This is a genomic window from Mycobacteroides immunogenum, assembly GCF_001605725.1.
In the GTDB taxonomy this organism is placed as follows: Bacteria; Actinomycetota; Actinomycetes; order Mycobacteriales; family Mycobacteriaceae; genus Mycobacterium; species Mycobacterium immunogenum.
On the sequence record NZ_CP011530.1, the window covers coordinates 4,072,508 to 4,098,744 of the forward strand.

At 64.4% G+C, this 26,237-nt stretch carries 17 protein-coding genes; 5 read left to right on the forward strand and 12 right to left on the reverse strand.

The genetic code is table 11. The annotated features are described in order from the left end of the window. Nucleotides 1–53: 53 nt before the first annotated feature. The gene (locus ABG82_RS20385; protein ID WP_043077712.1) at nt 54–1,559 is read left to right on the forward strand and encodes an LCP family protein; all 1,506 of its coding nucleotides are present in this window, start codon (nt 54–56) and stop codon (nt 1,557–1,559) included. Continuing rightward, on the forward strand, nt 1,559–2,242 hold the full coding sequence (locus ABG82_RS20390) for a TIGR03089 family protein (RefSeq protein WP_043077713.1): 684 nt from the start codon (nt 1,559–1,561) through the stop codon (nt 2,240–2,242). Before ABG82_RS20385 ends, ABG82_RS20390 begins: the two co-directional genes overlap by 1 nt. Before the next feature lie 83 nt (nt 2,243–2,325). Here ABG82_RS20390 and ABG82_RS20395 read toward each other — a convergent pair whose 3' ends face one another. The 5 genes from ABG82_RS20395 to ABG82_RS20415 all read right to left on the reverse strand — a co-directional run bounded on the left by ABG82_RS20395 (nt 2,326) and on the right by ABG82_RS20415 (nt 7,218). Continuing rightward, nucleotides 2,326–3,510 (reverse strand): acyl-CoA dehydrogenase, encoded by a 1,185-nt coding sequence (locus tag ABG82_RS20395; RefSeq protein ID WP_043077714.1) that lies wholly within the window; start codon nt 3,508–3,510, stop codon nt 2,326–2,328. 57 nt (nt 3,511–3,567) lie between these two features. Then, the gene (gene purE / locus ABG82_RS20400) at nt 3,568–4,068 is read right to left on the reverse strand and encodes a 5-(carboxyamino)imidazole ribonucleotide mutase (RefSeq protein ID WP_078343963.1); all 501 of its coding nucleotides are present in this window, start codon (nt 4,066–4,068) and stop codon (nt 3,568–3,570) included. Nucleotides 4,069–4,071: 3 nt separating this feature from the next. Further along, a complete protein-coding gene (locus tag ABG82_RS20405; RefSeq protein WP_078343964.1) occupies nt 4,072–5,277 on the reverse strand; it encodes a 5-(carboxyamino)imidazole ribonucleotide synthase in 1,206 nt (401 codons plus the stop codon). Nucleotides 5,278–5,344: 67 nt separating this feature from the next. Next, nucleotides 5,345–6,220 (reverse strand): TauD/TfdA dioxygenase family protein, encoded by an 876-nt coding sequence (locus ABG82_RS20410; protein WP_043077764.1) that lies wholly within the window; start codon nt 6,218–6,220, stop codon nt 5,345–5,347. Nucleotides 6,221–6,243: 23 nt separating this feature from the next. Next, on the reverse strand, nt 6,244–7,218 hold the full coding sequence (locus ABG82_RS20415) for a quinone oxidoreductase family protein (RefSeq protein ID WP_043077715.1): 975 nt from the start codon (nt 7,216–7,218) through the stop codon (nt 6,244–6,246). A gap of 101 nt (nt 7,219–7,319) precedes the next feature. Between ABG82_RS20415 and ABG82_RS20420 the strand changes: the two genes are divergently transcribed. Together ABG82_RS20420 and ABG82_RS20425 are read left to right on the forward strand one after the other, a co-directional pair. Further along, nucleotides 7,320–8,339, forward strand: a complete 1,020-nt coding sequence (locus ABG82_RS20420; RefSeq protein WP_043077716.1) for an AraC family transcriptional regulator — start codon at nt 7,320–7,322, stop codon at nt 8,337–8,339. 74 nt (nt 8,340–8,413) lie between these two features. Then, nucleotides 8,414–9,142 carry a GtrA family protein gene (locus ABG82_RS20425; protein WP_043077717.1) on the forward strand — a complete coding sequence of 243 codons (729 nt, stop codon included), beginning with the start codon at nt 8,414–8,416 and terminating at the stop codon, nt 9,140–9,142. Here ABG82_RS20425 and ABG82_RS20430 read toward each other — a convergent pair. The 6 genes from ABG82_RS20430 to ABG82_RS20450 form a co-directional block, all read right to left on the reverse strand. After that, complete coding sequence (locus tag ABG82_RS20430) at nt 9,058–9,615, reverse strand: PH domain-containing protein (protein WP_043077718.1); 558 nt, start codon at nt 9,613–9,615, stop codon at nt 9,058–9,060. The two genes, ABG82_RS20425 and ABG82_RS20430, sit on opposite strands and share 85 nt — an antisense overlap. 11 nt (nt 9,616–9,626) lie before the next feature. Next, nucleotides 9,627–10,421, reverse strand: coding sequence for a biotin--[acetyl-CoA-carboxylase] ligase (locus ABG82_RS20435; protein ID WP_043077719.1), 795 nt, complete (start codon nt 10,419–10,421; stop codon nt 9,627–9,629). 74 nt (nt 10,422–10,495) lie between these two features. Continuing rightward, the gene (locus ABG82_RS20440; protein ID WP_052510994.1) at nt 10,496–11,434 is read right to left on the reverse strand and encodes an alpha/beta hydrolase; all 939 of its coding nucleotides are present in this window, start codon (nt 11,432–11,434) and stop codon (nt 10,496–10,498) included. Nucleotides 11,435–11,796: 362 nt separating this feature from the next. Next, on the reverse strand, nt 11,797–12,045 hold the full coding sequence (locus tag ABG82_RS29180) for a non-oxidative hydroxyarylic acid decarboxylases subunit D (protein WP_078343965.1): 249 nt from the start codon (nt 12,043–12,045) through the stop codon (nt 11,797–11,799). A 13-nt stretch (nt 12,046–12,058) separates the two neighbouring features. After that, nucleotides 12,059–13,486, reverse strand: a complete 1,428-nt coding sequence (locus ABG82_RS20445) for a non-oxidative hydroxyarylic acid decarboxylases subunit C (RefSeq protein WP_043077720.1) — start codon at nt 13,484–13,486, stop codon at nt 12,059–12,061. A 27-nt stretch (nt 13,487–13,513) separates the two neighbouring features. Next, the gene (locus ABG82_RS20450; RefSeq protein ID WP_043077721.1) at nt 13,514–14,101 is read right to left on the reverse strand and encodes a non-oxidative hydroxyarylic acid decarboxylases subunit B; all 588 of its coding nucleotides are present in this window, start codon (nt 14,099–14,101) and stop codon (nt 13,514–13,516) included. Nucleotides 14,102–14,268: 167 nt separating this feature from the next. Between ABG82_RS20450 and ABG82_RS20455 the strand changes: the two genes are divergently transcribed. Continuing rightward, entirely contained in the window at nt 14,269–15,141 is an 873-nt protein-coding gene (locus tag ABG82_RS20455) for a helix-turn-helix domain-containing protein (RefSeq protein ID WP_043077722.1), read from the forward strand. Nucleotides 15,142–15,207: 66 nt separating this feature from the next. Here ABG82_RS20455 and ABG82_RS29335 read toward each other — a convergent pair whose 3' ends face one another. Beyond that, nucleotides 15,208–26,211, reverse strand: coding sequence for a non-ribosomal peptide synthetase (locus tag ABG82_RS29335; protein ID WP_165589738.1), 11,004 nt, complete (start codon nt 26,209–26,211; stop codon nt 15,208–15,210). Nucleotides 26,212–26,237 lie beyond the last annotated feature (26 nt).

Genomic DNA, 26,237 nt, shown 5'->3' on the forward strand with positions numbered 1-26,237 from the left:
CTGCGCCTGTTGCCGGGCTCATTGCCCGGCCGGAGAGGAAATGGACCGATATCGTGACTGACCCGCACGCTCGACGCGCGAGCGGCTCGTCGCAGACCGAGCCGCCACGTCCGCTGTGGCGGGGAATCGCGATGGTGGCGGCGCTCGCCGTCATGGTGATCACCGGGGCGGCCTGGGGAAAGATCGGCAACATCGACCCGAACATCGCCCGGTTTGATCTACCCGGTCTGTTTGGCAACGCAGGTAGGCCCAGCGACGGTGCCATCGACATTCTGATGGTGGGCGTCGACAGCCGTAGCGACGCGCACGGTAACCCGCTCTCGCAGGACGAGCTGTCGATGTTGCGAGCCGGCGACGAGACCGCCACCAACACCGACACCATCATCCTCATCCGCATCCCCAACAACGGGAAGTCGGCCACCGCGATATCCATCCCGCGTGACTCCTATGTCACGGTGCCGGACGGCACCAAAGGGAAGATCAACGGCGTCTACGGCGAGGCCAAGGAGACCGACAGACGCAAGCGCGTCGAGTCGGGCGAATCGCTGGAGGCCGCCGAACGAGAATCCGTGGATGCCGGGCGGTCGGCGCTCATCCAGACCGTCGGCAAGTTGACCGGCGTCACCGTCGATCGCTACGCCGAGATCAGCATGCTCGGATTCGTCCTGATGACCGACGCCCTCGGTGGCGTGAACGTATGCCTCAACGAAGCGGTCTTCGAACCGATGTCGGGTGCCGACTTCCCCGCCGGCCCGCAAACGCTCGACGGCCCGAACGCATTGAGCTTCGTGCGCCAGCGCCATGACCTGCCGCGCGGCGACCTCGATCGCGTGGTCCGGCAGCAGGTCGTGATGTCGTCGCTGGCGCATTCCGCGCTCTCCGGTGGCACCCTGACCAACCCCACCACGCTGGGCAAGCTGCGCGACGCGATCACCCGCACCGTGGTGCTGAGCCAGGGCTGGGATGTCATGGACTTCATTCAGCAGCTGCAGAAGCTGTCCGGAGGCAACATCGCCTTCGCCACCATCCCGATCCTGCGCGAGGATGGCTGGACCGAAGACGGCAGCCAAAGCGTGGTCAAGGTGGACCCGGATCAGGTGCGCAATTGGGTTTCCAGCCTGTTGGATCAACAGGAACAGGGCAAGGTCGAAGAGGCCACCTACTCCAAGGATCAGACCACCGCCGACGTCGTGAATGAGACTCAGATCAACGGGCTGGCCGCCGCGGTATCGGAACTGTTGACGGGCAAGGGATTCACCGCCGGCAAGGTCGGCAACAACGAGAGCGATCACGTCGGCAGCAGCCAGGTTCAGGCTGCCCAGCAGGATGATGTGGGCGCCAAGGCGGTCGCTGAGGCGCTGGGACTCCCGGTGGTCGAGAAGCAAGGCATCCCCGAGCACACCGTGCGGGTGGTGCTGTCCAAGGACTACCACGGTCCTGGTTCTGGCCGCGAAACCACGCCCGCCGCTTCGGAAGCCGGCTCAACCGAGGAAGACGCACCGCCCCCTCCCCCGTCGCCGATTTTCACGGCCGCCAACGGTCCGCGGTGCGTCAACTGATGACAACGCTGGCCGCACTCCTGCTGGGCGATATGAACAACCCCGCCCCACGGATCACCTACTACGACGACGCCACCGGCGAGCGCATCGAGCTCTCGACGGTGACACTGGCCAACTGGGCCGCCAAGACCGCCAACATGCTGCGCGACGAGATGGGCGCGGGGCCCGGGTCCACGGTGGCGGTGCGCCTGCCGGCGCATTGGCAGACTGCGGGCGTGCTGCTCGGAATCTGGTGGGCCGGCGCCGAAGTGGTGTTTCATGACGACACCACCGACGTCGCGTTCTGCACACTCGGCGACGAACCCGACGCCGACGAGGTGTGCGTGCTGTCCCTCGACGCATTCGGGCGCCCGGTGCCCGATCTGCCGCTCGGGCTTACCGACTATTCGACGGCGGTGCGGGTGCACGGCGACCGGTTCGTCCCCGCCGGTGCCGGACCCGCGATGGATGGCCGCAGCGTCGACGAAATCGCTGCCGGTGCGCGGGAAAGCGCTGCGGCACAAGGCATCACGTCACAGGACCGGGTGTTGAGCTCGGGCGCGTGGGACTCTCCCGAGGCGCTGACCAGCACTCTGCTAGCGGTGCTCATCACCGGGGCGTCGCTGGTTCAGGTGGCCAATCCCGATGCCGCCGCACAGGAACGGCGGCTCGTATCCGAGAAGGTCACCCGCACGCTCTCCTAGCCCCTTCCACAGGCGCGTGAAAGTGGGTGTCCCCATCACTGTCGATGACGTACGGCGCCATCCGCACGAGCTTGTCGCACGTATCAACGCCCATCTGGGTCACCACGCCGCGTGAGCAGCGCGCGACTCATCACGACGCGCTGAATCTGGTTGGTGCCCTCGTAGATCTGGGTGATCTTGGCGTCGCGCATCATGCGCTCCACCGGGAAGTCGGTCGTGTATCCGGCGCCACCGAACAGCTGCACGGCGTCGGTGGTGACCTCCATGGCCACATCGCTGGCGAAGCACTTGGACGCCGACGAGATGAAGCCCAGGTTCTTCTCGCCGCGCTCGGCGCGGGCGGCGGCGGTGTAGACCATGAGGCGCGCGGCCTCGACCTTCATCGCCATATCGGCCAGCATGAACTGCACGCCCTGGAAGTCGCTGATGGACTTGCCGAACTGTTTGCGGTCCTTGGTGTACGCGATGGCCTGATCCAGCGCGCCCTGGGCGATGCCGAGCGCCTGGGCGCCGATGGTCGGGCGGGTGTGGTCGAGCGTCTGCAGCGCCGTCTTGAACCCGGTGCCCGGCTCGCCGATGATGCGATCGCCCGGGATGCGGCAGTTCTCGAAGTACAGCTCGGCGGTCGGCGAGCCCTTGATGCCCAGCTTGTGCTCCAGCGGGCCGACGGTGAATCCCTCGTCGTCCTTGTGCACCATGAACGCCGAGATGCCGTTGGCCTTCTTCTCTGGGTCGGTCACCGCCATGACGGTGTACCAGGACGACTTTCCGCCGTTGGTGATCCAGCACTTGGAACCATTGATGATCCAGTCGTCGCCGTCGGCCTTCGCACGGGTGCGCATGCTCGCGGCATCACTGCCCGCCTCTCGCTCGGACAGCGCGTAGGAGGCCATGGCCTCTCCGCTGGCGATCGAGGGCAGCACCTGCTTCTTCAGCTCATCGGAGCCATTGAGGATCAGACCCATGGTGCCCAGCTTGTTGACGGCGGGGATCAGCGAGGACGAGGCGCAGACGCGAGCCACTTCTTCGATGACGATGCAGGCGGCCACGCTGTCCGCGCCCTGACCGTCGTACTCCTCGGGCACGTGTACGGCGTTGAACCCCGAGGCCACCAGCGCGTCGAGGGCCTCTTGGGGGAAACGGGCCTTCTCGTCGACATCCTTGGCGTGCGGGGCGATCTCTTTCTCGGCCAGTCCCCGGATCGCCGCACGCAGTTCGTCGTGCTCTTCGCCCAACTTGAACAGGTCAAACGACGGGTTCCCAGCCATCACAGCCTCCAGAGTCGATCAGAGTTAGTCGCCGTTAACTGTACTTCACGGTCAAATCTAGTCCTCCAACAGTCTGCGCCGCAGGGCCTCGTCTTTCTCCAAAACGGTGGCTTCCATGCTCGCCTGGAAAGCAACGACCTTGTCGCGCAGCGCGGTATCGGAGACCCCAAGGATGCGCGCGGCGAGCAGTCCGGCGTTGCGGGCGCCGCCGATCGACACCGTCGCGACCGGCACACCGGCGGGCATCTGCACGATCGACAGCAGCGAGTCCAGGCCGTCGAGCCGGGCCAACGGCACCGGAACGCCGATCACCGGCAACGGTGTGGCCGAGGCCACCATGCCCGGCAGATGTGCCGCCCCGCCGGCACCGGCGATGATGACCTCGATCCCCCGCCCGGCCGCCGACTGTGCGTACTCCAGCATGCGCCCCGGCGTACGGTGCGCCGAGACCACGCCGACCTCGAACGGAATCTCGAACTCCGCCAAGGCGTTCGCGGCATCCGACATCACCGACCAGTCACTGTCGCTGCCCATGATCAGGCCGACCCGTGCGCTCACGTTCTAGTGTCCTTCCCATCCATCGGTCCATACCGCGTGCGACAACCAGTGCGCGGCACGCTCGGCGCGCTCACGCACCTCTGCCACGTATTGGCGATCGGCCAGCGAACCATCCTCGCGGCCTTGGATATTCACGTGCCCAAGCTTGCGGCCGGGACGCTCGCCCTTGCCATACAGGTGCACCTTGGCCTCCGGAATGCGGCCCATCAGATGGTGCATGCGTTCGTCGAGCGACATCGCGGGCGTCTGCGCTGCGCCCAATACGTTCGCCATCACGGTGACGGGGGCCAGCGGCGCGGTGGAACCGAGCGGGTAGTCGAGGACCGCGCGCAGGTGCTGCTCGAACTGCCCGGTACGCGCGCCATCCATGCTCCAGTGCCCCGAATTGTGCGGCCGCATCGCCAATTCGTTGACCAGCAGCCGGCCATCATTGGTCTCGAACAGCTCCACCGCCAGGCAGCCCGTCACGCCGAGCTCGTCGGCGATCCGCAGTGCGAGCTGCTCGGCCTGCAACGCCAGCTGCTCGGGTAGCTCCGGTGCGGGTGCGATCACCACGGCGCAAATGCCGTCGCGCTGAACGGTTTCCACCACGGGCCAGGCGGCACCCTGCCCAAAGGGCGAGCGGGCCACCATGGCCGAGAGTTCGCGGCGCATGTCGACGCGTTCCTCGGCAAGCAGATCGACACCCGCCGCCAACTGCTCGGCGGCGATGGTGCGGGCCTCGTCCAGGCTGTCGGTGATCCATACGCCCCGGCCGTCATACCCGCCGCGTACCGCCTTCAGCACAACCTGGCCGCCCGTCTCGGCAGCGAATCGCTCGACATCGGAGACGTTCCGAATATCGGCGAATCCGGGAACTGGTGCGCCGATATCCCGCAGTTTGCGGCGCATGAACGTCTTGTCCTGTGCATAGATGAGGGCCGACGGCGGCGGCTGCACGTTGACGCCCTCGCCCTGCAGAGTTTCCAGAAACGCGGTGGGAACATGCTCGTGATCGAAGGTGACCACGGTGGCATCCTTGGCCGCCCGGCGCAGATCATCCAGGTCGGTATGGGAACCGAACACGACATCGGGGGTTACTTGGGCCGCCGGTTCATCGGCGGCGTGGGCCAGAACCCGCAGGGTCTGACCCAGAGCGATCGACGCCTGATGGGTCATCCGGGCCAGCTGGCCGCCACCGATCATGGTGACCACTGGGGTCGCGGACACGGGTGAGCCGCTCGCGCGAAGACCATCAGACACAGACATATGTTGTCATGCTGGCTCCGCTGCCCGGTCAGAACGGTCGGTCTCCGCAAATACCTGCTCGTTCCATCTTGCGCACGGCGGGCCAATAGTCCTGAACCGCATAGTGTTGCGTCGACCGGTTGTCCCAGATCGCGACGCTGTTGGGTGTCCAACGCCACCGCACCTGGAATTCCGGGACCCCGGCCTGACGAATCAGGTACTGCAACAGCTCCGCTGCGCCGGGCGCATAGTCGATGCCGAAGCGCACGTTCTCCGGGCGGTGGTAGTTCACCAGGTGCGTGGTGAACGAGTTCACAAACAAGATCTCTTCGCCGGTTTCCGGATGAGTACGCACTACCGGATGCTCGGCGTCCGGGTATCGCTCATGCAGTTCGTGACGCTGGCGCATCGAAAGGGCAGCGCCGAAGCTGGCCTCGATCGAATGACGGGCGCGCAGGTCACGGATGTGCTCACGCACGGCCACGGGCAGCCGTCGGTACGCCTCCGCCATGTTCACCCAGATGGTGTCGCCGCCCACAGCTGGCGTTTCGACGCAGCGCAATACGCATCCCATCGGCGGGCTTTCCCGCCAAGTCGCGTCGCAGTGATAGGAGTTCTCGTAATGCTCTGGAACACTGTCGATCTCCTTGTAGATCCGCACCAATCCCGGGTGATCGGGATCGCTCCCCGCGACGGGGTGGTCCTCCAGCGGCCCGAATCGCTGCGCCAGCGCCACGTGTTCGGCCCGGGTGATGTTCTGATCACGCAGAAACAGCACCTTGTGTTCCAGCAGTAGCCGCCGGATCTCATCGAATAGCACGTCACTGCGCGAAGCCTCGGCCAGATCGACATCGAACAGTTCCGCGCCGATAGTGCACGTCAATGGCTGTACCCGGATCCCGCTCAGCGGGGCAACACTATTCATGACGAAGTCCTTTCCGTAGCGGTTCATAGCGAGAAGATGGATTGACCGACGGTCGCGCCCGATTCAAGATCGCGATGAGCCGCCACCGCATCCTGAAGTTGGTAGCGCCGCCCGATGTCAACGCGAATCCGGCCCGCGGCAACATGCCCGAACAGCTCGCCCGCCAGTTCCGCGCGCTCGGCGGGGTCGGCAATGTAGTCGGCCAGCGCGGGCCTGGTCACGAACAGTGATCCCTTGGCCGCCAACTGCATCGCGTCGATGGGTGGCACCGGCCCCGACGCGGTACCGAAGCACACCAGCAGACCCCGGCGCGCCAATGAATCGAGCGACGATTGATAGGTGGTCCGGCCAATACCGTCGTAGACGACGGCGACACCGGCCCCATCCGTGAGTTCCCGTACCCGCCCGGGCACATCGTCGCGTGGGTAGATCAACACATGGGCACAGCCGTTGGCCCGCGCGATCTCTGCCTTTTCTTCACTGGACACCGTGCCAATGACGTTGACGCCCAGCAGATTCGCCCATTGCAGAAGAAGTGATCCGACACCGCCCGCCGCCGCGTGCAGCAGCACCGTGTCCCCGGCACGCAGCGGATGGATGCGACGCAGTAGGTATGCGGTGGTCAGCCCCCGCATGGTGATGGCCGCGGCGGCATCACACGAGATGCCGTCGGGCAGAGCGATCAGATGCTCGGCCGGCATGACGCGTTCGCTGCTGTAGGCACCCAGCGGGCTTCCCGTGTACGTGACACGATCGCCCACCGCGAACTCCATCACCCCGGGCCCGACGGCTTCGATGACCCCCGAGGCCTCCACCCCCATGCCCGCGGGCAGCGCGACCGGGTACACACCCGTACGGAAATACGTGTCCGCGAAATTCAGCCCCACGGCGTGATGGCGAATCCTCACCTCGCCGTGATCGGGCGCACCAATCTGGATGTTCTCGCCACGAAGAACCTCGGGTCCGCCGATCTCGTGGATCCGTACTGCGTAGGCCATGGCCCGCCTTTCGTTTGATCGGGTGTTCATCTCCGACGCTAGGCAGGCGACATAGCGCATAATTATCTCTACGGGACAGATTTATATTCATTTAGGGACAGATGGACATCCGGCTGGTTAGGTTCGCGGCGTTGAGCGGGTACGTCGACGTCGCCAACGCATCGGGCCTGGATCCGGCCCACTTGCTGCGCGAGCACGGATTGGACCCAGCGGGCATCGCCCAGCCCGACAGATGGGTGACCGCCAGCGCCATCAGTGCGTTGCTGGAAGCATCCGCAGCCGCCAGCGGTCTGGATGACTTCGGCCTCAGGCTGGCCGAACGACGCAGGCTGTCCAACCTCGGTCCGCTCAGCCTGGTGCTGCGAGAGCAGCCCTCGGTGCGCGATGTGGTCGCGATGTTGCGCCGGCACGAATCCATGTACAACGAGTCACTGCGGATCCGGGTCATCGAACGCGACGGAATCGCCACCATCCGCCTGGCCCTCGACGGGAGTGCGTCCGACAGCATCCAGTCGACAGACTTGGCGATGGCGACGCTGGTCGGAGTGCTGCGAACCTTCCTGGGCCACACGTGGCGCCCCCTGCGGGTCAATCTGCGCCGGCCAGAGGCCGCTGCCCCCGCTACGCATCACCGAGTCTTCGGGCCAGGTGTCGCATTCACCCAGCAGCTCGACGAGATCGTCATATATACGTCCGACCTAGACCGCCAGAACGAGAGTTTTGACCCGCTGCTGCGTCAGTACAGCCAGACGGTTCTCGAATCGCAGGAACATCCCCACGGCACGACGACGGTCGACCGTGTCCGAGATCTCATCGAGGTGCTGTTGCCGGTCGGACGCTGCTCTGTCGATCAGGTCGCGCGGAGCCTCGGAGTCGACCGGCGGACCGTTCATCGGCATCTGGCCGGTGAGGGCACGAGCTTCAGTGCTCTGCTCGACGCCACCCGGATCGATTTGGCCGACCACCTCGTCTCGAACGGCCTCCACACGCTGACCGAGATCTCCGAGATGCTGGCCTTTTCCTCACCAAGTAACTTCAGCCGATGGTTCCGCGCGCACCGCGGAATGAGCCCCCGCACCTGGCGCAACCGGCGTGCCGGGGCCAGCGCTGGCGACAGCTGAACAAGCGTCCAATACCCAACAAGGTCTGCCGACCGCTTCGCACTGCCCTGCCATCTTCCGTACACTCGCCATTTGTGTCTTTCGCCGATGCCACCATCGCCCGGCTACCCCGGTTCATCCGGCCTGTCGCCGAGCGGCACCACGAGCTGATCAAGTTCGGCATTGTCGGCGCCACCACCTTCATCATCGACTCGGGCATCTTCTACGCGCTCAAGCTGACGGTCCTGGAATCCAAGCCCCTCACCGCCAAGATCATCTCCGGCATCATCGCGGTCATCGCCTCCTACATCCTTAATAGGGAATGGAGCTTCCGCGACCGCGGCGGCCGGGAACGGCATCACGAGGCGCTGCTGTTCTTCGCGTTCAGCGGCATGGGCGTGATCATCGCCATGATTCCGCTCTGGGTATCGAGTTACATCTTCGAGCTGCGCGTTCCGAACGTGAGCCTGACGGTCGAGAACATCGCCGACTTCATCAGCGCGTACATCATCGGCAACCTGCTGCAAATGGCATTCCGGTTCTGGGCCTTCCGGCGCTGGGTGTTCCCCGACGAGTTCGCGCGCCATCCGGACCAGCCCGTGGCGCTGGTGACCACCGAACCCGTCGACGAGGAAGACCCCGAGAACGTCACACCGTTGCACCCGCACCCGGGGCTGCCCAACAGTGCCACCGTTCATCACGGCACCGAAGTGGGCCGCGGCCTCTACGGTTCAGCGCATCACGTGGCGGGGGGCCGTTCCCGGCCCCGACCGGTGGAGCGGCTGTCGCCCTCCTCGGAACCAAGGGTGTCGAAAACTTCGTGATACAGCAGTGAGTGGACGTATTCCACTCGCGGTATCTCATGGAATTCCAGCGGGTCCTGTGATGCGGACTCGATGATCAGCGTGCCGGTGCGCAGAATCCGGTCCACCAGGCCATGGCGGAATTCGACACTGTTGATCCGCGCCAGCGGGATGTCGATTCCCGAGCGGCTCAGCAACCCGTGACGGAACATCACGCGCCGGTCGGTGATGACGAAGTGTGTGGTCAGCCAGTTCAGGAACGGCCACACACTGAGCCAGCCCACCAGTACCAGCCAGACCACGCCGATGGCGATCATCACCACGTTCTTCGCCGTGGACTGCCAGTCCGTGTTGTCGACCACCGCGGCCACAAAGGCTGCGACGCCGGTGGCCAGAATCAGCACCAGCGCCGGACCGATCAGCCGTTTCCAGTGCGGATGGCGATGCAACACCACCTGTTCGTCATCGGCCAGCACATTCTCCGGATACCCCACGTGCAGCGACTTTACTTCTCGCCCAGCGGACGCAGATGCGTAATATCGCCCGCCGTGACGGCGGTGACGGTGCCGTCCGCACTCTCGATGCGCAACTGTCCATCATTGCCCAGTCCGACCGCGACACCGACGAGCTCACGCTCGCCCGGTAGTTCCGCGCGCACCCGCGAGCCCAAGGTGACACTGCGCTCCCGGTAGTCCTGCAGCAGTCGCTCGTCCACCCCGCGGGCGGTCCGCCAATGTTCGACGCGGCCGCTGAGCTCACGCAGCACCGCCCGCGCCAACTCGTTGCGGTCGGGGTTGGCCCAGCCCAGGATCGCCAAGGACGTCGCGTTGGGGTCGGGCAGCTCGTGTTGAGTGAAGGTGGCGTTGAGCCCAAGCCCGAGCACGATGGCCTGGTGTGGGGTCGCTACCTCGGCCAGGATGCCGCACAACTTGCAGCCGTCTACCAGTACATCGTTGGGCCATTTGAGCCCTGCCTGGATTCCGCTGACCTCTGCGACCGCGTCGACAATCGCCACTCCGGCCAACAGCGGCACCAGCCCCCACCGATCCGGCGGCACGTCGCCCACCCCGATGCCCACCGACATCGACAGCTGCGTGTGGGCGGGGGCGCCCCAGCTGCGGCCATGGCGCCCACGCCCGGCGCTCTGATGCTCGGCCAGCAGCACAACACCGTCGATGTCCTCGCCCGCCGCAGCCCGTGCCACCAGATCGGCGTTGGTAGATCCGGTTTCCTCGACGACGTCGATCCGTCGCCAGTGTGCGCCGGGGCTGTCAGTGAGAGTGAGTCTGTCTGAAGTCACGGACTTAGCCTAGGCCGATAGACCGCGTCTGCCTGAGATGTACTGCACAAGTTTCTCTAAATAGGGAGCACAGATCACCCAGACAGATGCGTGTCCAGGAAATTCAGTATCTGCGACCACCCGTCTCCCGAAACTGCGCTGCTCGCCGTGACGCCACCTTCGACGCTCCGCGTCTGAGTCGCCTTCTCGAGAATCTGGGACGGCCAAGGGGGAAGTGACGCAACGTGATTCCCGCCGGCCAACACCACGAAGGTTACGTCCCGGCCGGCGTCAGCCAGTGCACGGTAGAGGGTGGCGCCCTGCGCAAAGGGCACGTACTCGTCCTCAGTGCCATGCGCAATAAGAAATGGCGGCCCCTCGGCGCTGACATGCAGCGCGGGACTGGCGGCCACTGCCTGATCACGACGAGAACTCACCGGACCTCCGAGGAACATTCCTTCGGGAGAATCGGCGGCCTCATGTCTCCCATCGAACGCCGGTAACACGTCGACGACATCAGGCTCGACCTTGCCCGCGGCTATTCTCTGTGCCGCGTCCGGCAGCGCCTGCCGGTCCATGGCCGCGATATCACTGGGGGCCGACAGCACGACCACCGCGCCCACCGCCGATTCCCCATGACCTTCGGTACCCGCTACGGCCGCACTCCAGCCGCCAGAGGAATGGCCAATATAGGCAAAACGCTTGGGATCCAACGAATACTGCGCAGCATTGCGCCGCAGGAACGCCACCGCGTCCAGAGTGTCATGCTTTTGGGCCGGGAATTGCGCTTGATAGCTTCCGCGCACAGCCACCGCGGCGACCGCGTACCCGTGCGGCAAGAGTTGCGCGGCGAACATTTCGCCGGCATCTCGGCCCGACGGTGCGGTAAATCCACTTCCCATCGTCCATATCACCAGCGGCACTGGGCCATCGGCACCGCCGGGAAGATAGAGATCAAGCAGGTTCCCGGAGGGATCGATGGCATCGGCGGATTCGCGGTACGCGATATCCCGGACGATGATGCCTTCCGACACTGTGTGTGTTCCTGCCCTCGCCGGCCACTCCTGCGTCCACGAAGCTCCACATGGCTCGAAGTGCCACTGGTGAGGCGGGCGTTCGCTGAGACCATCGGGAATGTCGGGTATCCGCGGCGACCACCCGACTCCGGTAGCAATCAGCACCACTCGATCATCCGCAGATCGATAAACCTCTGTTCGGCACTGGGGGTCGCGCAGAACAAACTGCGGCACTACGCTATTGGATAGCCAGGCAATGATTTGATCGGCTTTTCCATCGATGGCTTTCGCCTCCCACATCGTGGTGCTGTAGCGGGTCACGGTGATGTCTTCCTGTTGAGTCGGGCAATATGGCGAGCCGCGCACGGCTTCCGATTGTGTTACCGAGCCTGGACGCGGCGCAACGGTGGGACCGATGGAACCTCCGGGGCGTTGGCAATGTCCTCGGCAGTCATCTTGAAGCTGTTGGGATACGCGTCGCGCTGGGTCCGCCGGGCAGGCTCGCTGGTGCGCCAGCAGTACAGGCACCGCTGACACTGCAACACATCCCAGATCCCCGGAACCGGCGACGCGAAGATCTTCGCAACGGTCCCGAATGCACAACGTGGACAAATACTGTTGTCGGACAACGGAGTTACCTCGCTATCTATTGTTTGCAGTCAGTTGGGTGAGCTTGACCAGCCACTCGTTCATCTCCGGCAAGTCGCGTACTTGGTTTCCATAGTTGCCACGGCGATCCGGCGCCACAGGAGTGGTGGCGTCGATGATGAGCTTGTCGACAATTCCCGCAGGACTTGCCTGAGGCGCCAGCTCCAGCACGGGCAGATTAGGGATTTGTACCAGATCGCCCGAAGGGTTCATCTTGGTTGACAGCGCCCACATCACCTGCGGGAGATTGAACGGGTCCACGTCCTCATCGACGACGATCACCGTCGCCGCGTACCCGAGGCCGTGTGGTGTGGTCAGTACCCGCAGGCCGACGCTCTTGGCGAAGCCCCCGTAACGGATCTTGGTGGACACGATCACTACCAGACCATGCGTATATGTGGCATTGACCGCGCGCACCTCGGGGAAGTCTCTCTTGAGCTGTTTGTACAGCGGGACACAGGTATTGGCAGCCATCAAGTAGTCGATCTCGGTCCACGGCATCCCCAGATAGAGATGTTCGAAAATGGGATCGTCGCGATAGGAGATGCGATCGATCCGAATCACTGTCATGTTTCGCCCGCCGGAGTAGTGACCGGTGAACTCGCCGAAAGGCCCCTCGATCTCCCGTTTACGGCCTTCGATGACACCCTCGATCACAACCTCGGAACCCCAAGGTACCGGCAGCCCGTACAACGGAGACATCGAAATTGGCGCGGGCGCACCGCGCAACGCGCCGGCAAGCTCGTACTCATTCTGGTCGTACTCCATAGGAGTGGAGGCCACGATCGAAATCACCGGATCGTTGCCGAGCGTGATCGCTATCGGCAGATCCTCACCAGCCTCTTCGGCTTTGCGTAGATGCTGCGCGATGTCATGCATCGGGACAGGCTGCAGCGCAAGCTTTCTGTGCCCCTTTACCTCGATGCGATAGATGCCGACGTTTTGTTTTCCGGAATCTTCGGGGTCCTCCGGATCTTTGGATATGACAGCAGCCTTGTCGATGTAGAAGCCTCCGTCGCCATCATTGAGCCGGATCAGGGGCAGTACCTCGAAAATGTTGACGTCGTCGCCGATTTGCGTGTTCTGCGCCCACGGCGGATCGGCCCGCAGCTCAGGTTTGACCGGAAATTGATCCCAGCGCCGGATGAACTCGTCAACCTGCGCCTTGACGCCTGTCTCCTTGGGCAGTCCGAGCGCCAATGCGTGGTTGGCCCAGGATCCGTGCACGTTCATCGCGATCCGGGCACGGGTGAAACCCTTGACATTGTCGAAATACAAGGCCGGAGCGTTGTCACCGAGTCGTGGCGCGGCGTTAGCCGCGGCCGCGACATCGGGTTCGGGCATCACCTCGTCGGCGATATGCACCAATTGCCCCTCACTATCGAGGGTTTGGAGAAAGCTGCGTAAATCGTCGTACGCCATGTTGGGTCCTATCTATGAGCAGGAAGTTCAGGAAGCGACAGAACACGTGTGGGCAGCCCGGATGCCTTCCCAGCGTTTGGCATCAGGGGCCGGAAGATCAAACTGGTCAAGGATGCGGGCCACAATGTGGTCGACGACGTCGTCGACAGTCCGCGGATGGTTGTAGAAGGCAGGCATCGGAGGCACAATCTGCACACCCATCCGCGACAGTGCCAGCATGTTCTCCAAATGGATTTCGCTAAGCGGAGTTTCGCGTGGCACCAGGACGAGTCTGCGCCGCTCCTTCAGGGTGACGTCCGCAGCTCGGCCCACCAGTCCCTCGGCGTACCCCACCCGAATCCCGGCCAATGTCTTCATCGAACACGGTGCGATGATCATGCCGTCGGTGCGAAACGACCCCGACGATATGGTCGCGGCCTGATCTTCGGGATGGTGCACGGTCTGCGCCAACCGGCCAAGTTCTGCGGCCGACATGCCGCATTCCAGTTCGATTGTCGTGCGGGCCCACCGGCTGAGAACGAGATGTGTCTCCACCTCGAGCTTCGAGAGGTTCTCCAGCAGCCGGATGCCAAGCACGGCGCCGGTGGCGCCGGTGATTCCGACAATGAGTCGCATGATGGTCTCTTTCGGTCAGATAGCCGACCCTGGTCTTGGCCGACAATCACTGATTTCCCTCAATTCACCAGCCAAATTACCCACATTCTGCGAGGCCGCCGAGTCCTGCCGCGGACTCGGTATGGTCAAAATCGGACATATACTCCTCGAGGCGGAAAGGGGAACAGATGACTGAATCCACCGTGGCTACAGTTCCGTTCCGGGAGCCCGAAGGCACCCTGCCCGGGGTGGCGGTGCTCACCTTCGCCGCACTACTCGCCCGTGCCCGTGGGCACGGGGTCAATCCCCATGCCCCGTTACGCGCCGACTTCCACCATCTGATTGTGGTGAACAACGGGAGCCTTCAAACCTTTGTCGACTTCACTGAATATGAACTGGTGTCAGAAGATTGGCTCTGGGTGCGCCCGCATCAGGTGCTCGAGTTCGGTCCGGGCCTAGAGACATCGACCGGTTTCGCCGTGCTGTTTCGTCCAGGGTTCATCGATGAGACAACAGCCGCGGCGGTGCAGCTCGACAGGGTTGCGACCGCGAATCCGCTGATTCAGTCAGCCTCTGCCACGAGGGCTGTGAAGGTCCTCGCCGACGAATACGGTCACCGCGATGACCTGCCCTCTGATGTTCACATCGACGTCGTTCGCCGCCTGCTTGCCGTCGTGTTGTTGTGCATCACCCACGCGGGGAACACCGACTCGGCCGCCGATACCGCGTTCATGCGCTTTCGGGACGCCGTCGAGTATGAATTCACGCACAAGCATCACGTCCAGGACTATGCGCGGGCTCTCGGCTACAGCGTGCGGACGCTCACTCGAGCATGCCGAGAAGTGACGGGTCAAAGCGCAAAACAATTGATCGACGACAGGATAGTTCTGGAAGCAAAGCGTCTGCTTGTACACACAGAGCTCTCCAGCGCCGCGATCGGGGCACGCGTCGGCCTGTCCAGCCCCACCGCCTTCACCAAGTTCTTTCGTGCGCGCACGGGCAAGACGCCCAAGGCATTTCGCGATGACGCGCGGGGACGTCGGGACTCCCTGACTGGCTAGGCACGGGACTGCCCAAAGGTTCGCCGGTGCATCATGCCGCCGCAAGTCGCCACGAGTTCAAGCCGGTCATTCGCTACCAACAACGCCCCATATCCGTTGCCCGTACTTGTCCGCCGATTCGTTGGTCAGCATCGCGTCATGAGCGCAATCGACCGGCTCAATGCGAACACTTCCCGAGACATGCGGTGCCCAGGAGCGCGACAGGAACTCCGCGCGGTCATCGTGGTCACGCCGCGCCGCGAACACGGTCACATCGCCATCAAATACGCCCGGGCGGTGCTGTCGGTACCGCACGATGTTGTCGCTGACGTTCTCAGCGAGTAAATCGAAGACCTGCGTGTACTGGGCCACCTCGGCCAGACCCGCCTCTCGAAGCAACGCTGCCACCTGCTCATCATTCCGGGGCTCGGGTGGGACAGCGGCCCCGGACAACAGGGTCTTGTCAATGGCGGGCTGCGCGTCGAGCAGCACAAGGCTGGAGATCGTGCGCCCGCGCCGCTGCAACTCGATGGCGACCTCATGGGCGACCACCCCGCCGAAGGACCAGCCCACCAGACGGTAGGGCCCTGTGGGGTAGGACTCTTCGATCCGGTTGGCGTAGTCGATGGCCATCTCGCGAATGGACGTCGGCCTATCCGACGGCGCTTGCTGGATTCCGATGATCGGGCAGTTCAGGTAGCCGCCAAAGACCCGATAGGGCCAACTCACACCGCCCGCCGCATGAATGCAGAACACCGGAACACCCGGAGCCTCGTGCAAGGTCTGTATCGGAGCTATCGTCGACGCGCCGCCGCCGTCCACCCCCAGTCGCTGGCTCAGACCTCTGACCGTTGGTGTCTCGAAAATGACGGGCACCGCAAGGTCGGCATCGAGTGCGGTGTTGATGGCGGCGATCAGCCGCATCGCCGAAATACTGTCCCCACCAAGGTCGAAGAACGAGTCATCGACGCCCACCCGGTCGACGCCGAGGATCTGTGTGTAGAGACCCGCCAAGATTTCCTCGGTGGGTCCTTCCGGCGCACGGTACTGCGCAGCGGTGTACTCGGGCGCCGGCAGCGCCCCGGTGTCGAGCTTGCCGTTGGCCGTCAGGGGCAGCGCGTCGAGCACCATCACGGCAGCCGGAACCATGTAGGCGGGCAACCGTGCACTCAGCTGGCTGCGCAACTCTGCCGGATCCGCTGCGCCGGTGACATAACCCACCAATCGCGTACCCGCGGCGGGCTCATCGGTGGCAATCACGACCGCCTGCTCCACACCCGCCAACGCGGCAAGAGCAGCACGGATTTCGCCGAGTTCGACCCGGTATCCACGGATCTTGATCTGTTCGTCGGCACGCGCCACATAGTGCAGCTGGCCATCGGCTCGCCAGCGCACCAGGTCGCCGGTGCGATACATCCGCGACCCGAGTTCACCGAATGGGCAGGCCACATAACGCGATGCGGTCAATCCGGCGCGACGCAGATAACCCGGTCCGACTCCGCCACCCGCCACATACAACTCGCCCACGACACCGGGCGGGACCGACCGTAACCAGCTGTCCAGCACCAGCAACGCCGCACCCGGCACCGGCGATCCGATGGGCACCGGGCCGGTCCCCGCGGTCAGCCCCGCGCTCACCGAGGCACAGATCGTGGTCTCGGTGGGACCGTAGGCGTTGATCATCACCCGCCCCGGAGCCCACCGCTGCACCAACTCGGCCGGGCAAGACTCCGCCCCGAGAACCAATGCCACCGAACCCAGCCCATCCGGCGAGAGCGCACCCGCCGCCGACGGCGTCTGGCACAGTACGCCAACGTTTTCTTCAATAACCAAGGTGCGCAGTTCTTCCGGCGAGCGCACCACCGTGTCCGGCACCACCACCAGCCGCCCGCCGTCCAGCAAGGCACCCCAGATCTCCCATACCGAGAAGTCAAACGAATACGAGTGGCTCTGCGACCACACCGCCGCCTTCGGCAATCCGGCATCGAGCGACGTCAACAGCTGGGTGAGATTGTGGTGGGTAATGGCAACACCTTTGGGGATTCCGGTGGTACCCGAGGTGTAGATCAGATACGCGATGCTGTCAGGATCCGGCCACGGAAGCGGCGCCGTGGACTGCAGATACACCGTGAGATCGTCGATGTCGACAACCGGCAGGTCGTGACCGCTCAACCGATTCCGCATATCCGACGAGGTGATCGCCGCGGCCGGTGCCGCGTCGGCGAGCATGAACTCCATACGTTCGGCTGGCAACGTTTGATCGAGCGGCAGATACGCCGCTCCGGCTTTCAGTACCGCCAACATTGCCGCGATCGCGTGCGTCGAGCGTGGCAGCATCAGCGCCACCGTCTGTCCCGGCCTGACCCCCTTGGCAATCAGCAAGTGCGCCAGCCGGTTCGACAGGCGGTCCAGTTCCCAATACGTAGTTGAGCGGCCCTCGTGTGTGATCGCTTCGGTATTCGGGATACGCGCCACGTGCCGCGCAAACAGCTCCGGAATGGACGCGGACGAACGCGCAGGCATAGCCAGAACCGCGCGGTTCCCCAACTCCGCCAGGCGATTATGTTCGCTGTCCGCAATCAGATCCACTGAGGACAGCCGCCGACCGGGATCGGCGACCATCTCCGTGAACGCGCGCTGCAATCGGCTGACCACCAATTCGATGCTGTCCGAATCAAATAAATCCGTGTCGTATTCGATGCGCAGTGTGAGCCGATGTCCGGGCTGCGCCTGCACCGTCAATGGGTAGTGAGTGGACTCCCGACTGATGACATCGGAGACGGCAAGCTCCCCATCCGACAGCGCCACTCCGGTGTCGGTGGGATAGTTCTCGAAGGCGAAGAGTGTGTCGAAGAGCTGATCGTGGCCGGTGACGCGATGGATCTCGCTGAGCGTCAGGTGCTGATGCTCCAAGGTGTGATTGTGGGCATCTTGCAGCCGCACCAGCAGCTCACCGACGGTTGCCGTCGCGGACAGGTTCGCGCGCACCGGCACGGTGTTGATCAACAACCCCACCATCGATTCCGCACCAGGAACCTCCGGCGGCCTCCCGGAGACCGTGGTGCCGAACGCGATATCGCGCTGTCCTGTCATCGAGGCCAACACCAGCGCCCAGGCGCTCTGCATGACGGTGCTGAGGGTGGTGCGCGACGAGCGCGCCAACGCCGATAAGGCCTGCGTGGTCTGGGCAGATACCTCACAGGATCGAGTGCCACGCAACCCTAGTCCCGGCCGGTGGGCAGAGTTCACCAGAGCAGGGGTCTCGAAGTCGGCGAACACCTCGCTCCACGCGGTCCGCGCGGCGTCGATATCGCGTGCGGCGAGCCAGCTTACGTAGCCACGATAGGGTGCCGCGACCGGCAGCCGCTGCCGGTAGTACCCCGCGAAGATCTCGCCCAGCACGATGGGCATCGACCAGCCATCGAGCACAATGTGGTGGTTGGTGAGCACCAGCCGGTGCCGGTCCGGTGCGATGCGAATCAAGGCCACCCGGAATGCGGATTCGTTGGCCAGATCACAAACGGCGGCACGCTCGATCGCGCATACGTTGAACACCTGCGCAGCGCTATCGGCAACGGTCGCATCGCCGAGGTCGACAAAGCGCCAGGCTATTACGGGATCAGCGGGAATCACCTGCACCGGTTCTTCGAACTGGTCGTAGAATCGCGCAGCCAGATTCGGATGCCGGGCGGCCATGGCCTGTACGGCCTCCTGGAGGCGACGCCGATCGAGCGGCCCGTGTAGCCCGATGTTCATCTGAACCGCATACAGATCACTGCCCGCCCGAATGGTGTTGGCGTGGAACAGCAAACCTTGTTGCAGCGGTGTCAGCGGCAACACATCGTCAATGCGGTATTGCAGCGCAAGCCGGTCGATCTCGAGTTGACTCAGCCGGGCAGGCGCGATGTCCGACGGAGTCAACCCGCCACCGCCCGCGCGCACCAGTGTGGTGATACCCCCGAGAGCCTCAAACCAGAGCCGACTCAGTCTCCGCACTTGGTCTTCGTCGAGAACCGAAGGTGCCCAGGTCCAGTCGGCATGCAGGTGGGGACCGTCGTCGGTGTCGATGGTGACCGCGTTGAGCTCCACGGTGTGCATGAGCGGCATGGATATCGCCGTGGCCACCTTCGTCACGGACGATCCGTCCTGGCATATCCGCCAACCATCGCCTGCGACATCGGTGCCCGCGCCGCCCTGCCTGCCGAAGTAGTTGAAACCGATCGCCGGATCTGTGCCGTTCAGGTCGACGTTCGCGTTCAGGTAGCGCAGCACCCCATAGGTCAGCCCGTCCGGATGTGTGCGCAGCTGTTCCTTGGCGGCTTTGACAACGGTCGCCAGCGCCGCCTCCCCCGCACTGACGTGCAGCCAATCGATACCGGCAATCGTCAGCGCCACCGGATATTTGGCGGTAAACCAGCCCACAGTACGCGAGAGATCGACATCGTGGTCGGCGAAGCCACTCAGCTCTTCCTGGCGCCCATGGCTTTCCACATCGATACCGACAGCCTCGCTACTCGTGAATTCGGTTGCGGCAAGAGCGAAGGCGATGAGCAGGATTTCGTGAATCCGGGCATGGAACGCGGCCGGCACCTCTGTCAGCAGCGCATGGATGATCTCGGCGTCATCGAGAGTCACCGATAGCCGCCCGGCATTGGCATAGGTGTCGGCCACCGGATGCGGTGCGGGCAATACGGCAGGCGTCCGGGCGATCTGTCGCCACATGTGCTCCTGGGCAACCACTTCTGGCCGCTGGGCATGCTCGGCAAGCAGCCTGGACCAGTGGGCGAACGACGTCCTACTCCCCGGCAGCGTGACCGGCACTCCCGCGCGGTGCTGCGCCCAGGCGATGTTCACGTCCTCCAATAGGATCAGCCACGACACCGCATCGACAGCCAGATGATGAATGATCACCACCAACTGGCCTGTGGGCACAACCCACAACGCGCTGAGCATGACACCGGCCCGTGGATCCAACAGCGAACGCGCCCGCACCACCGCCTCATCGGTCAGCTCATCGACCGACCGGAGATACGTCCGCGCATCTACGGTCCCGGGCTCGGGAACCGTCAGCGACCAGTCTCCGGTGCCGCCATCGTCGACGCGCAAACGCAACATCGCATGCCGATCCAGCAGTGCCTGCAACACAGTCGCCACATCGTCCGCGGTAACCCCGGGCGGAGCTTGCACCATCATGGTCTGGTTGAACTCATTGATCGGGCCGTCCACGCCGCGTAGCCACGCGATGATCGGGCTCGGATTCAGTGGCCCGACACCGTCGTCCACCGCAACGTCGGCACCGTCGCCGACCACCACGACACGGGCCAACCGCGCCACGGTCTGCTCAACAAACACATCCCGTGGCCTGCACATCAGCCCCGCGGCCCGTGCCCGGGCGACTACCTGCATCGATAAGATGCTGTCCCCGCCCAATTCAAAGAACGACTCGTCGGCGCCCACCCGCTCCAGACCAAGTACCTGCGCATAGATTCCCGCCAGCAGCTCTTCGACGGGGGTCGACGGTGCCCGGTACTCCCCCGCCGAGTACTCCGGATTCGGCAGGGCTCGTCTATCGAGTTTCCCGTTCCCTGTCAGCGGCAACGCATCCAGCGCCACCACCGCTGCGGGAACCATGTAGCCAGGCAACCGGTCTGCCAGGGCGGCCCGCGCGGTGGCCGGATCTGCCGATCCGGTGATGTAGCCCACCAGTCGCTTGTCGCCCGGCCGATCCTCTCTGGCGATCACCACCGCCTGTTCCACCCCATCCACATCGGCCAGCGCCGAACTGATCTCACCGAGTTCGATGCGATACCCGCGGATCTTCACCTGCTCATCGACGCGGCCCAGATAGTCCAGCTGACCGTCGGTGCGCCAGCGCACGAGGTCGCCGGTGCGGTACATACGCATTCCGGCATCGCCAAACGGGCACGCCACGAATCGTGACCCGGTCAACCCCGACCGCCGCCAATATCCCACTCCCACACCGGCGCCAGCCACATACAACTCACCCACCACGCCCGCGGGCACCGGCTTCATCGAGCTGTCCAGCACGAACAGCGCGGCGCCCGGCACCGGGGAACCAATCGGAACACCATGCGAGCCCGCCTTCAGCGGCGCACTGACGGCCGCATAGATCGCGGCCTCCGTGGGCCCATAGGCGTTGATCATCAACCGCTGCGAACCCCAACGGTCCACCAGTTCGGCGGGGCATGCTTCTCCGGCCACCACCAATGCCACCGAATCCAGCCCCTCCATCGGCAGCATTCCGGCGGCCGAGGGTGTTTGACTCAACACGGTGACCCGCTCGGACACCAGCAGCGCATGGAAGTCCTCGGGCGAGCGTTCCATGTCGTCCGGAACGACGACCAGGCGCCCACCATTCAGCAAGGCACCGAAGATCTCAGACACCGAGACGTCGAAGGCCAGCGAATGCCATTGCGACCACACTCCCGCGGCAGGCAGGCCGAAGCCCGTCGACGCCACCAGCTGCGTCACGTTCTGGTGGGTAACCGCAACACCTTTGGGGACCCCCGTGGTACCCGAGGTATAGATCAAGTAGGCGATATCGCTCGGCGTGGGTAGCGGCAGCTCCGTATCCGGCTGCGCCGATATGCCGGCGTCACCGATATCGATGACCGTGACCGGGTGACCATCGAGCCGCCCGGCCAGATCTCCCGTGCTGATCACCGCCAAGGGGGCGGCATCACCGAGCATGAAATCGACCCGGGCACCGGGCAGTGCCGGATCGATCGGCAGATACGCCGCGCCGGTCTTCAGTACCGCGAGAATGGCGACTATGGCCTGCTCCGAGCGCGGGATCAGCAGGCCGACACACTGACCTGGCCCCGCTCCGTGATCAACCAGCATGTGTGCCAGCCGGTTCGACGTATCATCCAGTTCCCGGTACGTCATCGAGCGACTCGCACAGGTCAGGGCCACAGCAGATGGGATACGTGCTACCTGTTGGGCGAAAAGCGCCGGAATCGACCCGGAAGTCGTGGGGTGTGTCAGTGCGTGTCTGTTCCCGATCTCATCCAGCCGGGCGTGCTCGGCATCATCGAGCAGATTCACCGACGAGAGTCGCCGCCCCGGATCCGCAGTCATGGCGGTCAGCACCCTGAGTAGCCGATCGGTGAGCGACGTGATGCTTGCCGGGTCGAACACGTCGGTACGGTACTCGACCCGGCCGCTTATTCCCGCGGGATCGCCTGTCTCACTCCACTGTTCGGACAGCGAGAAGGTCATATCCATTCGCGCCGACTGGGTTTCCGCCGGTAGCGCGGTCACCTCGACCCCGCCCAGAGAGAATCCGGCCGCCGGGCCCGCGGAGTTCCCGGGGAGGTTCTGCCAGGCCAACATGACCTGAACCAAAGGATGATGACTCAGTGACCGAACCGGATTGAGCCGCTCCACCAGTAATTCGAATGGCACATCCTGATTCTCAAACGCCGCCAAACTGCGCTTGCGTACCTGAGCGAGCAACTCGGCGAAGGTCGGATCGCCGGCCACGTCGACCCGGAGCACCAGGGTATTGACGAAGAAGCCCACCAGATCGTCCAACGCGGGATCGCGCCGTCCGGCGATCGGGAAACCCACCGCGACATCATCACTGGCGCTCACCTTGGCCAGCAACACCGCCAACGCCGCCTGCATCACCATGAAACTCGTCGTACTGTGCTCACGCCCCACGCGCCGCACCTGCTCCTGCAGCTCGGCCGGCCAATGTATCTCGACCGTGGCGCCGAGCTGGTCAGCCATGAGTGGGTACGGCCGATCGGTGGGCAACTGCAACCGCTCGGGCATCCCGGCCAACGCGTCTTCCCAGTACGACAGCTGCGTCGCCAGACGGCTGGCACTGTCGTCGAGATCGCCGAACTGTGCCCGCTGCCACAGGGTGTAATCCGCGTACTGCACTGCTAGCGGCTCCCAGTCGGGAGGCTGTCCGACACACCTGCCCGCGTATGCGACTCCCATGTCGCGCACCAGCGGCGTGATGGACCAGCCGTCCGCGGCGATGTGATGTACCACCGCCGCCAGCACATGTTCGTCCTCGGCTGTCCGGAACAGTCGCGCCCGCATCGGGATCTCTGACTCCAGGTTGAACGCGTGAGAAGCCACCGCACTGACGGCCTCGGCCAATCGACCGTCGGGCCATCCACTGGCATCGATAGTCTCCCAACCGAAGTCGGCCTGTTCGGCGGGAATCACCACCTGCCGCGGTGTTCCGCCGGGTGCCGCGAACAGGGTGCGCAAGCTCTCGTGGCGGGCCACTACGTCGGCAAGAGCGGCACCCAAGGCATCCGAATCGAGCGGCCCGTTCAGACGCAACGCGGCAGCGATGTTGTACACCGGTGACGGTCCCTGCAACTGATCGACAAACCAGAGCCGGTGCTGCGAGAACGAAAGCGGTACCACCTCGGGCCGCGTCCCAGCGACCAGCGGCTCGGCACGCCCCGTGTTCTCTGCGACACGTTCCGCGAGTTGCCCAATCGCGGGCGTGTCGAAAATCGCGCGCACCGGGAGGTCGGCGTCCAAGGCGGTATTGATGGCCGCGATCAGGCGCATGGCCGAAATACTGTCGCCGCCCAGGTCGAAGAACGACTCGTCCACTCCCACGCGGGCAACCCCGAGCACGTGGGCGTAGATGCCGGTAAGGATCTCTTCCGTTGGGGTGGCGGGGCCGCGGGACTCGGCGCTGGTGAATTCGGGCGCCGGCAGAGCCCGCTTGTCCAGCTTGCCATTTGACGTGACAGGTAGCTCCGGGAGGACCACGACCGCGGCGGGCACCATATATCCCGGCAGCAGATCTGCCAGCGCATCGCGGGTGGCGCTCGGCTCGACTGCTCCGGTGACGTATCCGACCAGCCGCTTCTCGCCGGGACGGTCTTCCCTGACGATCACCTCCGCGGACCGCACTCCGTCGAGATTGGCCAGTGCGGCCTGGATTTCACCGAGTTCAATGCGGTACCCGCGAATTTTGACCTGCTCGTCGGCGCGACCCACATACTGCAACTGGCCATCGCTGGTCCAGCGGACCAGGTCACCGGTGCGATACATACGCTCTCCGGCCCTACCGAACGGGCAGGCCACAAACCGCGAAGCGGTCAGCGCGGACCGATTCACATACCCGCAACCGACGCCACGGCCGGCGACGTACAACTCACCGATCACCCCGGCCGGCACCTGCGCCAGCCACCCGTCGAGGACGAACAGCGCGGCACCCGGCACCGCGGAGCCGATCGGAGGCACACCTGACTCCGCCTCCAGAGGCGCGCTGATCGACGCGAACATCGTTGTCTCCGTGGGACCGTAGACGTTGAACATCGTGCGGCCTGACGCCCACCGGTCCACCAGATCGGTGGAGACCGGTTCGGCACCTATCACCAGCACCGCGGATTCGAGTCCTTCCGGAGACAGCATCCGCGCCGCGGATGGGGTCTGGCTGATCACCGTGACCTTCTCCGTGATCAACAGCGCGTGGAAGTCCTTCGGCGAGTGCGCCACCGCATCGGGAACCACCACCAGACGCCCGCCGTGCAGCAGCGCGCCCCAGATCTCCCACACCGAGAAATCGAAAGCGTAGGAATGGAACTGCGCCCACACCTGATGTGGAGCCAACTCGACGCCGACGGCGGCGGAATCGAACATCCGGGTCACGTTGTGGTGCGTGACCGCCGTCCCCTTCGGGGTGCCGGTGGTACCCGAGGTGTAGATGATATGCGCGATGTCGTCCGGACGCGGAGTCGTTGGCGCGAGGTGCGATTGGGCGTGCACCGCGGGGTCGTCGGCGTCGATGACAGGCAGATCATGCCCCGCGAAGCGGCCCTTCAGCCCCGCCGTGGTGACCGCCGCGACAGGACCGGAATCGGCCAGCATGAATGCGATGCGCGCGGGCGGATGCGCGGGATCAATCGGCAGATACGCCGCTCCGGTCTTGAGGACGGCAAGGATCGCCGCAATGGCACGGTCCGACCGCGGGAACAACAGTGCCACACACTGCCCGGGGGCGGCTCCGTGCGCTATCAAGAGATGCGCCAACCGATTCGCTTCCTCATCCAGCTCGCGGTAAGTCACCGAACTATCGCCGAAGGTGAGTGCCACCGCGTCGGGGGTCCGTGCCGCTTGGCTGCCGAACAACGCTGGGATCGAGGCCGCTGTCGTCGCCTCGGTGAGCACCGCCCTGCTGCCCCACCCATCCAACCGCAGATGGTCGGCCTCATCCAGCACGTCGAATGACGACAATCTGTGCCGCGGGTGCGCGGTCATATGTGCCAGGAGCCGCTGGAAGCGCGCCACCCAGGCCATGATGCTGTCGGCATCGAACACGTCGGCGTCGTACTCGATGCGCAAGCCGAGCTGCCGGCCCGGTTGCGCCTGGAAGGTCAACGGATAGTGCGTGGACTCCCTGCTGGTGATATCGGTGATGGCCAGCTCGTGCTCGCCCGCCAGTGCGGCGGCGTCGATGGGGTAGTTCTCAAACGCGAAGAGGGTGTCGAACAGCTTCTCCTGGCCGGTGATTCGATGGATTTCACCGAGCGCCAGGTACTCGTGTTCCAGTGTGTCGTTGTGGTCGTTCTGCAATTGCGCCAACAGATCCACGGTGGTGGCCGTGGCGGTGATGTCGGCACGCACCGGGACCGTGTTGATCATCAGGCCCACCATCGATTCGGCACCAGGCACCTCAGCCGGTCGGCCCGAGACGGTGGTGCCGAAGACGACATCATGCTGTCCGGTCAGCCAGCTCAGTAGCTGCGCGAACGCAGCCTGCAGCACGACGTTGACCGTAGTGTGGCAGGCGCGCGCCAGCTCTCCGACGGCGCGCGACAGCTCGGCGGGCAGCTGCACCAACTCGGCCCGTTGTGTTCCGATGGCGGAGCGATCGCGCGGGCCGACCAGCGTCGGATTGTCAAAGCCGGCCAATACCCGGCGCCAGGCCGCGCGGGCGTCATCGCGATCCCGGCTATCCAGCCAGCTGACAAACCCGCGGAACGGAGCGGGAGCGGACAGCCGTTGTCTGTAATAGCCGGCGAATATCTCCCCCAACAGGATTGGTAGTGACCACCCGTCGAGCACAATATGGTGATTGGTCAGCACGAGACGATGCCGATCTACCGCCGTGC

Coding starts and splice junctions, on each gene's coding strand:
- ABG82_RS20390 (WP_043077713.1), top strand. CDS start 1,559: ATGACAACGCTGGCCGCACTCCTGCTGGGCGATATGAACAACCCCGCC.
- ABG82_RS20395 (WP_043077714.1), bottom strand. CDS start 3,510: ATGGCTGGGAACCCGTCGTTTGACCTGTTCAAGTTGGGCGAAGAGCAC.
- ABG82_RS20410 (WP_043077764.1), bottom strand. CDS start 6,220: ATGAATAGTGTTGCCCCGCTGAGCGGGATCCGGGTACAGCCATTGACG.
- ABG82_RS20415 (WP_043077715.1), bottom strand. CDS start 7,218: ATGGCCTACGCAGTACGGATCCACGAGATCGGCGGACCCGAGGTTCTT.
- ABG82_RS20420 (WP_043077716.1), top strand. CDS start 7,320: ATGGACATCCGGCTGGTTAGGTTCGCGGCGTTGAGCGGGTACGTCGAC.
- ABG82_RS20445 (WP_043077720.1), bottom strand. CDS start 13,486: ATGGCGTACGACGATTTACGCAGCTTTCTCCAAACCCTCGATAGTGAG.
- ABG82_RS20450 (WP_043077721.1), bottom strand. CDS start 14,101: ATGCGACTCATTGTCGGAATCACCGGCGCCACCGGCGCCGTGCTTGGC.
- ABG82_RS20455 (WP_043077722.1), top strand. CDS start 14,269: ATGACTGAATCCACCGTGGCTACAGTTCCGTTCCGGGAGCCCGAAGGC.